We start from the raw sequence: 12841 nt of genomic DNA, 5'->3' as shown, positions 1-12841 counted from the left end.
AGATATAGGCAGCGTTTTGGCTACAGCTTAAACTGAGCGCACACTTTTACGCCGAAACTTTTGGCCCCCGGATTATCCAGATAGGTGAGTCGGTGGATGAAATCGACACGCAAAACCTTGAAGATATTCTCGATGCCATAGCCCATTTCTATGTACGGCGCCGTGCCCAGCGGGCGGAAAGTAGGCAGGTCCTGGCCCTGAGCGTCCACAGTGGGGGTAGCCCGGCAGTTGGCTTCACTTACGCCGCCATATAACACATTGGCTGAGGCCAGCAGACGCCAGTCCAGTTTTTTCAATAGGGGTACCGAGTTGATGAACAGCCCTTCAAAGTAGTGCTCGGCGTGCAGGGAAGCATACCGGTCGCTCACAAACTCAAAGTACCGCATGAGGTTGTAGGCATTACTGGTATATATCGGCGACTCATTGCCCAGGTGCGTTTTCAGCACAGGGTAGGGCACCGTGCTGGGAATGTAGCCCGCGTCCAGCGTATACTCGGTGCGGCCCAACTGGCCCAGCGGCAGGCTCTGGGACACCAGCAGGTTAAATTTCTGATAGTGGAAGTCGCTACCCAGTACATTATCAATGCCCAGCGTGTAGCGGAAGGTAAACACGGGCCACTTCCGCAGCCCTACTGCATACCGGCGGTTCTTGTTCTGAATCAGGACTTCATCCGGAGCATAGCGCGACTCCAGAATAACTTCTGATAAGGAAAACTTATCGGCCGTAGGTGCGCCGGGCTGGTGCAGGTCGCTGGTGTAATAGGCGAAATCGTAGAGCGGATCGAAGCGCTGGTGGCGCAGCGTGAGCTTCTGCGTGAAGCCGTGAAACAGGTCTGACTGCGCCGAGAGTCCGGTAACATCCCGCCACAGCGGCCGGCCCGGTTTAATATTTCCAAAGCGTACGGCGGCATCAAAAAGCGGGTTTTCAATGGCGTAGTCGTTATCCAGCAGGGCCACCTGGTCTACATCGTGGCTGCGCTCAAGACGCAGAAGCGTCCAGTTGCGCCGGGACATAATGCGGTAAGCGGAAAGGCCGTATTTCACGTCCCGGTCTTTGGTGCCGTAAGCCAGGTAAGTGCGCGCAAACCAGTTGGGATTCAGGTCGCCGGTGGTGCGGAAGCCTACCTGCAGGCGACTCCCTTCCACATTGTTGTAGGTATAAAGGCTGGGAATAGGGCCCACCTCCAGCTTACCTACTTGCTTGTAGCCCGTCACCAGTAAATCGGCTAACTCCAGCGCCGAGCGTACCGAGCGGAGTTTCCCAACCGAATCCAGCGCCGTAAGGGTACGTACCTCCTGCGCCGACAGGGTATCAGGTCGGTGCTGATTCCAGAACCCGGCCGGTACCTCCAGGGCATCTACTGCAGAGGCAAAGGGTTGGTCATAAAACTTGGCTTCATGCGGTTGGTCCGTGGCGAAGTTGGAGTTTACGGTATTGAAGCGAACCAGCAGGCCGGTTTGCTTTTTATTGGGTTTAAGGCCCACTACTACGCGCGTACGCTGCGGCAACCAGGGCCCAGCCGGGGTAGGTGCCAGATCCTGGAATACCCGTATCTGATCCACGAAGTTAATGTTGGCCTTAGGGTCAACACTCAGATCTACGCGGCGCAAAGCATAGTCCTGCATTGTAATCCAGATACGCCCGGTGAAAGCCAGGTCCTGGGGGCGACGTGGAAATACTTTCAGCTGATAGCACCGGTCCTGGCCTATCATCACGGAGTCCTCCAGGTCGTAGTCGTAGGTGATGCGCCAGCCTTCCGCAATGGGAGAAATGAAATCTTTCCCCATCACAATCTGCCAGTTGGGGTAGAAATCGTAATCCTGAAACGAGGAGCCCAGCACTTGCGACAACACGGACCCATCCCGTGGGGCTACCCCATGTAGCTGGGAGTGCCGGATGTCTTCCCGCTCCCGGGTGGGCCGGTGCCGCACATAATAGCGCGAAAGCACCTCAGAAGCAAAAACCGGCACGGTGGGCTTACCGCTGGCATTACGCTCCATTTCGCCCACCGTTTGTGCTACAGAAGTCATGTCGCGGATAACCTTCTGTTTGGCCAGGCGGGCTGTCACATCAGAAAGAGAAACCTCGACCCGGTTGTAGCTATCAAACTCAAATGAAGTTAGTTGGGCTTTATCATGCTCCTTCTTATGGGCCTGTACTTTGCGCAAAATGGCAAAGGCCGGATTCTCACCGCCGTGTACCGTTACCTCGCCCAGCGAAAATGAACTGCTTTTCAGGGCGAAGCTGATGGTTTGCTGCGGCTGCCGCGAAACGCGCCGGCTCAGCGGCCGAAAGCCCACCGCGCCAGCCGTCAGAGAATCAACGGAGTGGGGAACACTCAACTGAAAGCGGCCATTTTCATCAGCCGTGATTCCAAAGCTGGTGCCACGCACAAATACCGATGCAAATGGCACTGGCTGCCCATTAGCGGCTTCTGTAATTTGACCGCTAAATACAATTTTTTGGGCAAATGAAGCAGGAGCTGTCAGTAGATAGAACAGTATTCCTAATAGAGTAAACTTTTGCATGCGCACCTAAATCCAACGTACTTCTAAATCAATCGTGCAAGGTACGGTCGATGTTTTATGAAACCTGAATAATTAAAGCAACTGATTGATTATCAAAGTAAATAATTAAATAAAGGAATAGCACAATTAATGAAATTTATCAGGAAAGGTACCTGGGAACAGAACCCCTCGCCTAGCTATTGACATACCTTGTACACTTGAAAGCAAGCCATGGTAGCTAAGACAGGTATACAGGAGGCGGCATGCCGGAAGTCCAAAATAGCTAGCGGGTATTTCCGGTATCTATCTGGCTTTCCAGCCGTTCCTGCACGACTGTAGGCAGCTTGCTAAGTAAATCCAGACCGGTGGCATTCTCAATGGCATCTACTGAAACCCGGTAGCGGCTCCAGTCGGGGTTAACGCTTTGGTCATTAGGCGTATCTACCGCAATAATGCGGGCTTTACCCGTGCCAATGCGGATAATATCATCGGTGCCTTCTGGCAGAACTACCAGCACTTTCCATACCCGGGCGGGTACAGTTACATGCCCATTATCGAGGGTGGTTGCGAAGCCTGCGGTTCCGGTGCCCCCTTTGCCATAGCAGCCCATGATGATATAGACCTCATTGCCGCGCTGCACGAGAGAGCGGGCATATTCCTCCAGTTTTGACCAGGTGCGCTGGTTATTGTTGCCGGCCTGCGGAATCATATTAGTCATCAGGAAGGTAGCCGAGTTGTCGTCCAGGTCAGTGGTGCGGTCGGCGGAGGGACAATTGTGGCCCCGATCGAAGCCGCCACCGGAATAGCTGCGGGGCGTTACCTGGTAAAACTGACGAGGGAGGGCGGGGTCGGGGCGGAAGTCGTCCTGCCGGGGGGCGCTGCCCATCCAGGCACGGTTGAGATGCCAGCTTACCCAGTTAGGTGTGCCACGCATAGCGTTGTAACTGAGGGTGTACTGCGGCTTCACCATGAGGTAGTTGGTGGCATTATCCAAGCTGCCGGTGGCCCCGCTGGGGTTTCCCAGCGCCATGTTGTCGTCGCGGGACACCACAATGGCATCTGCGGTCGGTTGCTGCTGAGTAGGGACAGGCGCCGGCGTTCCGGCAATTGACGCGCTGCTGGCCGTAGTTTCCAGCGCAATATCATCCAGGTTCAGGCGCCCACTACCGCCATCTGTCTTGCGAATTTCCAGCCGGATAGGGCGGGTGGCAGCTACTGAAAACGTAGCGGGCGCCAATCGTGGACCACTAGTACGCACCGGCTGGCCCTGGCGCACAAAGTTGCGGCCGCCATCCTGACTCAGCCACAACTCCCAGGTACTGGCACCATCGGTACCATATGCGGCGGCACTGATGCGAATGGTGCGCACCGTTGCCGGGGCATCAAAGTTCATGCGCAAACGGCCCTGACCTCGCAAGCGGGCAGCGTGGGTACCGTTTTTATGGTCGGCAGGGGCAGAGCCAATCAAGGCATCAGTAAAATGCCAGGTGCCGGTGCCTAGCTGCTCGTCGCCCTCCGCATAAGCTGTTTTACTACCGGTTTCAAATGTTTCCGGAAAGCTGCCGGCTACCGGAGTTTGAGTAGTCTGCTCGGTAGGTGGGGTCTGAGGTTGCTGCTGAGAGCAAGCCAGAAGCGAAAGGCCCAGCAGGAGGCTGGTGAAAGGCAGCATAGCGCGCATGGTCAGAGTAAATAAGGCGCGCAAAAATAACACACCAGTCGGAGTGCAGGATTTATTTATGCGCTGAAGCAGACCCGGTCAGAAATCAGGTCAGGAATGCCAGCGTCAGGAGGGAAGCGCCCAGCAACGTCCAGGTGCGCAACAGGCGGTTTACCTGCTCGTGCTTCTGCTCCAAGAGCGAATAACGGGATGCCGCAGTTATCATCTTAAATAGTATTGGTCATAAAATTAAACTGGCTATATGTAGCTCAGTTACAAATCAATAAGTAAGAGCCGGGAAAGCAGCAAAAGGATGCCTCGCCTTTGAAAAAATCAGCAAACATTACTTAATATATTGATTATTAGATATATAAAAACATGTTGTGAAAGGGAAATTGGTTACGGAGGCTTTTATTCAATGCTAGATCAGATAAGATTATTGCCTGTATTACCGCTTCATCAAAATATCTCTCATATTAATTTAAAATGTTGACAATCAGAATTTTATGCAGAATATTGAAGGAAAAGGATTTATTGAGCCTATACAGGTGTATAGTGTGAGCCTAATAGCTGCCTTCTTTACTCCCTTTGCACTGCCCGCCTATGCACGTACTTGATACCCACGATGCCGACCTTCGCCGCCTGACGCACGAGAAAGCAAAGGTTTTCGCCAAGTTTACCTCGGAAAACTGTCCTACCTGCGAAGAATTAGCACCTTCCTTTATGCAGTTTGCCGCAGACCCAGCTTTCGAAAGCATCTTTTTTGTTCGGTTGAATTCGGAGGAAAACCCGGTAGCCAGTAAGATGATGCAGGAGAAAGTGGCTCCATTTTTCGTCTCGTATTGCCAGGGGCAGCTGCTGGAATGTGATACGCTCTTCACGGAAGCAGAAGTGAAAAATATGGTGCTTCGGCTGCGGCACTATATGCCCCAGTCTCTTTAAGGCACTTTCGTCTGCTTGAGATAGGAATACTATGTGCCTGGCCGCGTTTGCGCTAACGTTGGTTTTCCTGTTGGTTTTTTCCGTCAAGTATACGTCTGGGCAAGCACAGCTGCGGATTTCGCGGTAGCTTCGCGGCCATGTTCTTTGTGCACTCCAAAGTACTGGACTGGGCCCTGATGCCCGCCGTCTGGTTGGTATTGCTTTTACTGGCGGCAGTGCTGGACCGCCGGGTTGTATGGCGCCGCCGCTGGCAACTGGTGGCGTTAGCTGTAGCCATTATCGGGACCAATCTGGCCCTGGCCAATGCGGCTATGCTTGCCTGGGAGCTGCCACCCGTGCCGCTGAGCCGCGTAACCCCGCATGATGCCGGTGTGCTGCTCACCGGCGTAGCCAACGGAAAAAAGTCGCCGCACGACCGGGTATATCTAAGTGAGGGGGCCGACCGGCTGCTCCATACGCTGTGGCTGTACCGGGCCGGGCGTATCCGCTACATCATTATTTCCGGGGGCTCCGGAGCTTTGCAGGGCAGCCAGCGCAGTGAGGCAGCCGAGCTGGCCATTCTGCTGCGGCTGGCCGCCGTACCTACTGCCCGCATTCTGATAGAGGACAGTAGCCGCAACACCCACGAAAACGCCCTGTATACCCGAAAGCTGTTGCAGGTGCACCCCGAGATTAAGTCATTGGTGCTGATTACCTCAGCTTTTCATCAGCGCCGGGCCATGGGCTGCTTTCAGAAAGCGGGGCTACAGCCCACTGCCTTTCCGGCCGGCTTTCTGACACAAGACCCCAGCAGCACACCCGATTATTGGCTCTTGCCCAACACCCAGGCACTGGAGCGCTGGAGTACGCTGCTGCACGAAATGGCCGGTTACTTCATTTATAAGCTGATGGGATACTGCTAGTTGCTAACCAGCAACTGGAAGTAGTAAAGCAAACTAGAGGCGCTGGACCATCAAACCGCTATTCTGTTTTGGTTTTGTGCGCTGGCGTAACGGCTTCATTTGCAATCCAGATACTTTTCTGGTTGACAAACTCCCGAATGCCCAGATACGAAAGCTCCCGCCCGTAGCCCGATTTCTTTACGCCGCCAAAAGGCATTTCCGGCGAGGATTTCACCAGGGAATTTACAAATACTGCCCCGGCTTCGACCTGTCGGGCCAGCGCTTCGCCGCGGCGCACATCCTGCGTCCAGATGGCGGCGCCCAGACCAAAGGGAGAGTCGTTGGCCAGCTGTACGGCATGGTCGGCGTCGCGGGCTTCCAGCACCAGCGCTACCGGCCCGAAGAATTCCTCGTGGTAGGCCGGTTGGCCAGGCTTCACATTAGAAAGGATCATGGGCCGGAATAAGGCAGTACCGGGTTTCGACTGCCCGCCGTACAGCTCCACGCGTGCGCCTTTCCGTACCGATTCTTCCACTTGTTTAGTTAGGCCGTCGGCCAGGTCAGGGCGGGCCAGGGGGCCGTATTGGGTTGTTTCCTCCAGCGGGTCGCCGGTACGCAGGGCCAGCAGGTGCGTTTTCAACTTGCTGATGAATTCCTTTAGAACAGGCTTTTCTACAATAAAGCGCTTGGCCGCAATGCAGCTCTGGCCAGAGTTAATCATGCGCGCCTGGGCGGCGGTTTTAGCAGCCAGTTCCAGGTCGGCATCGGCCAGGACAATAAACGCATCAGAGCCACCTAGTTCCAGAACCGTTTTCTTGATGTTGGCGCCAGCTGTAGCGGCTACGCTGGCGCCGGCAGCCTCACTTCCGGTGAGAGTTACGGCCCGTACCCGGTCATCGGCAATAAGCTTCGCAACTATATCGGAGCCGATGAGGAGCGTGCGGAAGGCGTTGGTGGGAAAGCCCGCATCCTGAAAAATCTTTTCCAAGGCCAGAGCACATTGCGGCACGTTAGAGGCATGCTTGAGCAGCCCCACATTGCCAGCCATGAGGGCGGGAGCTGCAAAGCGTACCACCTGCCAGAAAGGGAAGTTCCAGGGCATTACGGCCAACACCACGCCAAGGGGCTCGTGGGAAATAAGGCTGCGCCGGGCCTCGGTTTTGATAATTTCATCGGCCAGAAATTGCTCGGCATGTTCAGCGTAGTAGTCGCAGGTAAGGGCGCACTTCAGCACTTCGGCCCGGCCATCGTTCAAGGGTTTGCCCATTTCCAGCGCCATCAGGCGGGCTAGTTCATCCTGCCGTTCCCGTAACAGGCGGCCGGCGGCCTGCAGGCAAGCTGCCCGCTCGGCAAACGATGTGGTGCGCCAACGGGCCGCCTCGCGGTGAGTCAGGCGCAGGATGCGCTCTGCTTTTGCCCAGCTAAAGGGCCGAAAGCGGCGGAGGGTACGGTTGGTATAGGGGTTAAATGATTCAATAGCCATATGAAACCGGACATGAAAAACGGATGACAGCTCACGAAAAGCCTTCTGTTGCCTTACGCAGACCCTGGCTGAAAAGCTACCAAAGGGTGGCTTTGTCTTTGCTGAGTGATAATATTTATAACAAATTTGCCTGCTAAGTTATTTACGTGGCAAGAGACCGGGGTAACTGTTACATTTGGGCCATAGGCTCAATTCCCGCTATGTGGTTTTACGTCCTACTTACACGCCAGACTTTGTGCCTTTAACATCCACAAAATTAGCCTCCATCACCGAAGAGCAGCTGGTACATCGGCTGCGGATCCGAGACGAATCGGCCATGACGGTGTTTTACGATAAGTACGGTACGGCGCTGTATGGCGTCATCCTGCGGATTGTAAAAAAAGAAGAAGAGGCAGAAGACGTGTTACAGGAAGCACTGGTTAAAATCTGGCATTCTTTCCTGAGCTACGATACGTCAAAAGGACGTTTGTTTACCTGGGTGCTGAACATTTGTCGGAATTTGGCTATTGACAAAATCCGCTCCCGTCAGCACCGCGTAGGTACTCGTACACAGCCGCTGGAAGACAGCCCGGCACAGTGGCAGGCCGCCCCCACGGCGTTCCGCCCTGAGCACATTGGGCTAGAGGAAATGACCAACAAGCTCAATCCGGAGCAGAAACAGGTTATTGACTTATTGTACTTCGGCGGTTTTACGCAAAGTGAAGTGGCAGAAGAACTCAACTTACCCCTCGGCACCGTTAAGACCCGCGCCCGGGCAGCTATTAAAGTACTCGCAAAACTGATTCGATAGCCGTGAATATTCAGGAATACATCGAATCAGGTATTCTGGAGCAGTATGTGCTCGGGACTCTCACTCTGCGCGAGCAGACGGAAGTAGAGCGCCTGGCCGACGCCCACACCGAGATTCGTCAGGAACTAGACCAGATTACGCAGGCCCTGGAAGGCTATGCCCTGGCTCACGCTGCCGCGCCGCCCGCCGGCATGCGGGAGCGGGTGCTGGCCGGCTGGCAGGCCGCTATCCAGCTGGAGGCACCTGTTGCTGCCACGCCGCCCGTTGCGGAGCCCGGCCGGGTTATCGCCATGCCAGCTTCCGAGGAACCGGCTCGTACCAGCGGGCGGGCCCTCACTTGGCTCATGGCTGCAGCGGTAGCCCTGCTGCTTATCAGCAACTTTATTTTCTACCGCAACTGGCAGAATGCTTCGCAGGAGCTAACCGCAATGCAAAGCTCCCGCGACGAGCTGGCTGCCAATACCCGCGTAGTGCAAGAACGGCTAACCCAGCGCACCAATGAGCTGGCTATGTTTCGGGATGATGCCTATCATACCGTGCAGCTGAACGGTACGCCGAATGCGCCCGGGGCCAAGGCACGGGTACATTTCAACCCAACTACCAAGGCAGTTTATGTGGAAGTGCGCAATCTGCCCAAGCCCCCGGAAGGCAAGCAGTATCAACTCTGGGCCCTGGACAATGGCAAACCCATAGACGCCGGTATGCTGGCTGAGGCTACCATGACGGGCGACAGTGTGCAGCTAATGAAATCTATTGCCAGCGCCCAGGCCTTTGCCATGACGGTTGAACCTGCCGGCGGCAGCGCCAGTCCCACGCTTTCTTCTATGGCTGTGCTGGGCAATATGAACTAATTACCGCCTGGCACACATGTAAGAAGCAGCTCTATATCTTTACCGGAACCCCGGTGAGAGCCGGAGCTGCTTTTTTTATGCATTAACTTAGTCTTATTGCTGTGCACGGAACCATCATGACCTTACTGAAACGCTACGTTCAAACGCAATACGACCATGCTACCTGGATACGGCTGGTAGAAACTTCCGGCATTAGCCGCAGCGACTTTGAAGTGCAGGAAGTGTATCCTGATCAGGACCTGTATGCTCTGGTGGGCCATGCAGCTGAAATGGCCGGCGTGCCGCCGGAAGAGCTGCACGAAAAATTTGGCGAATACCTGGTGCCCGACCTCATGCTGATGTATGGCAAGCTGGTGAACCCGGAATGGCGGACATTGGAAATGGTGGAAAATACCGAAATGCACATGCATGTCCACATCCGGCAGCAAAACCCTGGGCATACGCCACCTGTGCTGAAGGTAGAGCGGCTGGGCAAAAATGAGCTGCAGGTAGACTATGTTTCACCGCGCCGGATGGGGGCCCTGGCGGTGGGTATCATCCGGGGCCTGGCCGTGTATTTCAATGAGGAAGAGCGGATTGAAGTAGTGCCGGAAACCAGTGAAAACGGGGAGCATGTAAGTATCCGGGTACGGCGAAAGTAAAGGCACCAACACACGCTGCGGCTTAGCCGGCCGTTTTCTGATCGGGCCCATTAAGACGGCCAAGTGCGTCGGCTCCATGAAGGTCTCCGGGTTATGCTAGGCATCATTCCTGGCCGCGTTACGTTCGTAATAATTCAACAGGGTGTTATTGAGCCTATCTTTAACTCTTTGAACCCCGACTGCCGACCAGCCAGCCAATGCCCGGTAGGTGTTGACCACTTGGGGAGCACTACGGTAAGTAACATAATGACAGACAAATAAGGCAGTGTGGGTTGTGGACTGGATGAAGCTCCCTGCTTTGCTACCTGCCTTTTTTATCATAAGGACAAATGAATAGTAGGCTTCCTAACGCCCTGATACCTGATGCAGATGGGGCCCGTGTGCGGACTTTACACCAGTATCAGATTGTGAATACCACACCGGAGAAAATCTTTGATGACTTCGTGGCCTTAACTGCGCAGCTCTTCAACGTGCCTATTTCGCTTATCTCCCTGGTAGATGAAGAGAGGGTATTTTTTAAGGCCAATACCGGATTGCCCGGCCTGGAAAGTGTGGGGCGCTCAGATAGTCTCTGCTCCGCTGCTATTCTGCAGGATGAGCCACTGGTATATCCGGATCTGGAAAAGGAGCGTTGTGCGTTAGTGAACCCCTATGTGGCGCAGTCGGCGGGGTTGCGGTTTTATGCCGGCTCAGCCATTCGTATGCCTGATGAATCCAACATTGGCACTTTGTGTGTCATTGGCCGGGAAGCGCGGGACTTTACCCAAACGGAATCAGGGCTTCTCACTAAGCTGGCCGCTCTTGTGAGCCAAACCATTGAGTTGCGTGGTCAGTACCTCTCTCAGGGGCAGCAGGAAGAGTGGGAGCATGCCCACGATGAACTGGAAGAGCGCCTGAACGAAAACACCACCTTGGCCCGCTACCTGACGTCCCGCTCACAGGGAGGAGAAAACTATGATGCTGATGTGCTGGCTATGGTATATACCCGCCTGGAAAGCATTCAGAAAGTGCTGGATAAGCATTTGGTCCAGAAGTAACTCTGTGGTGATTTTCTTCACCACCAAAAAGGCCCCGCCAAATCTGGCGGGGCCTTTTTGGTTTACTTAAAGCCGGGCTGCTCCATTACATGGTGTATTTCCGGCCTTTGTTCTGCTGCTTCAGATAGGCCATTAGAGGCTGGAAGTAATCCACCATAGCGCGGGCTGAGAGGTCTTCCCCGGTTTTGTCTTTCAGCACAGTGCGCCAGTCTTTGCTGGCTCCGGGGCGCATGATGTCGGCCAGAAACTGGCCAACTTCCTTGCTGCCGTAGTAGTTGGTGGCATGCGGATCCTGCTTCAGGATTTTCTTGGCAATGTGGTCGTGCAGTTGAAACAGGATAACATAGCTCAGGGCATAGTCATAATACTGAGCGGGGTCGTCGTTGATGTGCGTTTTGGTGGCAGGGTCCAGGTACTGCTCGCCGCGCGTGGTGGGCGGCACAATGCCCTGGTACTGCTTGGCCAATGCCCACCATTTGGCGTTAAGCTGGTCGGCGGGCAGCTTATCAGCATAGAAGCTGTTTTCCCACTCACTCATAACGCCCGAGGCAAACGGAATGAACACCGCATAGTTGAGGGCTTCCTTCAGCAAGGTTTGCGTCTGGTCGGTCTGCGTTTTGGCATCTACCAGGCCCAGGCCGGCCAGGAAAGGCTTTTGGGTAGCAGCCAGTCCCATGAGGGAGCCCATAGCTTCGTGGTAGCCACGGTTGGCACCCTGGCGCAGCAGCAGCGGCACATCGGGGTTGGAGTAGGTGAGATAGTAGTAGATGTGGCCCAGCTCGTGGTGGGTGGTTTCATACCACTCCGTATTGCCTTCCACGCTCATCAGACTGCGCACGTCCTGGTTCAGGTCCATGTGCCAGGCCGAGGCGTGGTTGTTCTTTTTATAGGTAGCACCGGCCGGCAGCGGGTACAGGCTGGACTTCTCCCAGAACGAGGCGGGTAGTGCCTGGAAGCCCAGGCTTTGATAGAAACGCTCCGCCTGCTTTACCTGCCACTCAGCGCCTTTCTTGGCCAGTATCGGGTCCAGATTAAGCCCTTTCACATCCACCATGGCGCTCCAGTCCTGGCCCCAGCGGTTGGGCAGCCAGGATGCGGGGAGGTAGTCAGGTACCTGTTTTACGCCGTATTTCTTAGCCAGCTCGTAGCGGGCGTAGGTGTGCAGCTCGCGGTAAAGCGGGCGCAGCTCATCGTTGATTTTGCGCACCAGAGCCATCATTTCCTCCCGCGTCATGCCGTAGTCGGAGGCCTGGTAGGTGAAATAGTCGGGGTAGCCCAGCGCCTGCACCGTTTGGTTGCGCAGGTCACGCAGGTTCAGCAGTCCCTCTTTCAGGGTGGGGCCTATGGCTTTGCTGGCTTCCCAGATCTGCTGGCGCTTGGCCGGACTTTTTTCCTTCCGCAGCAGCTCGTCCAGGTCGTTGGTCGTTACCGATTTGCCCTGGTACTTGTAATCGAAACCGTAGAGCTTTTCGGTTTGGGCAGCCTCCGCTTTGATGCGCGCCTTCACGACATCGGCAATGGTCTGGGGTGAGTTGGCGGCATTATACAGGGCCGTTTGCAGCTGCTTTATCTGAATATCATTCAGCTCGCTTTTGTGGTCAAGGAACTCCCGCAGACGTTGAATATTGGCCGTGCTGCCGGTGAAGGCGGCCATCCGCTCATTCGCGCGGGTGGTGGCTCCGGCATTGGTAGTATCGCCGGGCACAATGTGCGTGTTGGAGCGCCACTCTGCCTCACTGGACTGCGTGTACAGGCGCTGGTACTCGGCAGAATACGACTTCAGAAAGTCATCTGCCTGCTGGCTCCAGGAGGGAGTGGCCGCTGCCGGGGCGGTTTCAGTTGGCGTGGTAGTGGCCACGGGCGTCTGGCTGGTGCTCGCACACGACCATACACTGGTGCCCAGCGCGGCCAGGGCCAAACCGGATAGCAAGGTTTTCTTCATGATATGGGGAGAAGGGTGAGGTCAAGGGAAGCCACTAGAGGCTGCTGAAGGCCTAAATTAACTATCCAGCCGGAATTCCCTTCGCCGCCTTTCAGGTAGCTTACGCCCCT

10 protein-coding genes are annotated in these 12841 nt (G+C 55.2%); 6 read left to right on the top strand and 4 right to left on the bottom strand.

What is annotated here, in order from left to right:
* Positions 1 to 20: 20 nt before the first annotated feature.
* Positions 21 to 2528 carry a DUF5686 and carboxypeptidase-like regulatory domain-containing protein gene (locus Q4G72_RS12420; protein WP_303311742.1) on the bottom strand — a complete coding sequence of 836 codons (2508 nt, stop codon included), beginning with the start codon at positions 2526 to 2528 and terminating at the stop codon, positions 21 to 23.
* Positions 2529 to 2790: 262 nt separating this feature from the next.
* On the bottom strand, positions 2791 to 4185 hold the full coding sequence (locus Q4G72_RS12415; protein ID WP_303311741.1) for a DNA/RNA non-specific endonuclease: 1395 nt from the start codon (positions 4183 to 4185) through the stop codon (positions 2791 to 2793).
* 582 nt (positions 4186 to 4767) lie between these two features.
* Between Q4G72_RS12415 and Q4G72_RS12410 the strand changes: the two genes are divergently transcribed.
* Both Q4G72_RS12410 and Q4G72_RS12405 read left to right on the top strand, forming a co-directional pair.
* Entirely contained in the window at positions 4768 to 5106 is a 339-nt protein-coding gene (locus Q4G72_RS12410) for a thioredoxin family protein (RefSeq protein WP_303311740.1), read from the top strand.
* Positions 5107 to 5243: 137 nt separating this feature from the next.
* Entirely contained in the window at positions 5244 to 6008 is a 765-nt protein-coding gene (locus tag Q4G72_RS12405; protein ID WP_303311739.1) for a YdcF family protein, read from the top strand.
* 58 nt (positions 6009 to 6066) lie between these two features.
* Here Q4G72_RS12405 and Q4G72_RS12400 read toward each other — a convergent pair whose 3' ends face one another.
* Positions 6067 to 7470 carry an NAD-dependent succinate-semialdehyde dehydrogenase gene (locus Q4G72_RS12400; protein ID WP_303311738.1) on the bottom strand — a complete coding sequence of 468 codons (1404 nt, stop codon included), beginning with the start codon at positions 7468 to 7470 and terminating at the stop codon, positions 6067 to 6069.
* A gap of 235 nt (positions 7471 to 7705) precedes the next feature.
* On the opposite strand from Q4G72_RS12400, the gene Q4G72_RS12395 reads away from it, so the two are divergent.
* The 4 genes from Q4G72_RS12395 (at position 7706) to Q4G72_RS12380 (ending at position 10789) form a co-directional block, all read left to right on the top strand.
* Positions 7706 to 8260: an RNA polymerase sigma factor gene (locus Q4G72_RS12395; protein ID WP_303311737.1), complete on the top strand. Its 555-nt coding sequence runs from the start codon at positions 7706 to 7708 to the stop codon at positions 8258 to 8260.
* Positions 8261 to 8262: 2 nt separating this feature from the next.
* Positions 8263 to 9111 (top strand): anti-sigma factor, encoded by an 849-nt coding sequence (locus Q4G72_RS12390; protein ID WP_303311736.1) that lies wholly within the window; start codon positions 8263 to 8265, stop codon positions 9109 to 9111.
* Positions 9112 to 9227: 116 nt separating this feature from the next.
* Entirely contained in the window at positions 9228 to 9752 is a 525-nt protein-coding gene (locus Q4G72_RS12385) for a heme NO-binding domain-containing protein (protein WP_303311735.1), read from the top strand.
* 329 nt (positions 9753 to 10081) lie between these two features.
* Entirely contained in the window at positions 10082 to 10789 is a 708-nt protein-coding gene (locus tag Q4G72_RS12380) for a GAF domain-containing protein (RefSeq protein ID WP_303311734.1), read from the top strand.
* A gap of 85 nt (positions 10790 to 10874) precedes the next feature.
* Here Q4G72_RS12380 and Q4G72_RS12375 read toward each other — a convergent pair whose 3' ends face one another.
* Entirely contained in the window at positions 10875 to 12731 is a 1857-nt protein-coding gene (locus Q4G72_RS12375) for a M2 family metallopeptidase (RefSeq protein WP_303311733.1), read from the bottom strand.
* Positions 12732 to 12841 lie beyond the last annotated feature (110 nt).

This window comes from Hymenobacter sp. BT730 (genome assembly GCF_030542105.1).
Lineage (GTDB): Bacteria > Bacteroidota > Bacteroidia > Cytophagales > Hymenobacteraceae > Hymenobacter.
The sequence above is the reverse complement of the archived record's forward strand: the minus strand, read 5'-3'. Positions and strand labels throughout refer to the sequence as shown.

What these genes read in the sequence shown, in the direction of transcription:
- Q4G72_RS12420 (WP_303311742.1), bottom strand. Translation starts at nt 2,528, where the DNA reads ATGCAAAAGTTTACTCTATTAGGAATACTGTTCTATCTACTGACAGCT.
- Q4G72_RS12415 (WP_303311741.1), bottom strand. Translation starts at nt 4,185, where the DNA reads ATGCGCGCTATGCTGCCTTTCACCAGCCTCCTGCTGGGCCTTTCGCTT.
- Q4G72_RS12410 (WP_303311740.1), top strand. Translation starts at nt 4,768, where the DNA reads ATGCACGTACTTGATACCCACGATGCCGACCTTCGCCGCCTGACGCAC.
- Q4G72_RS12405 (WP_303311739.1), top strand. Translation starts at nt 5,244, where the DNA reads ATGTTCTTTGTGCACTCCAAAGTACTGGACTGGGCCCTGATGCCCGCC.
- Q4G72_RS12400 (WP_303311738.1), bottom strand. Translation starts at nt 7,470, where the DNA reads ATGGCTATTGAATCATTTAACCCCTATACCAACCGTACCCTCCGCCGC.
- Q4G72_RS12385 (WP_303311735.1), top strand. Translation starts at nt 9,228, where the DNA reads ATGACCTTACTGAAACGCTACGTTCAAACGCAATACGACCATGCTACC.
- Q4G72_RS12380 (WP_303311734.1), top strand. Translation starts at nt 10,082, where the DNA reads ATGAATAGTAGGCTTCCTAACGCCCTGATACCTGATGCAGATGGGGCC.
- Q4G72_RS12375 (WP_303311733.1), bottom strand. Translation starts at nt 12,731, where the DNA reads ATGAAGAAAACCTTGCTATCCGGTTTGGCCCTGGCCGCGCTGGGCACC.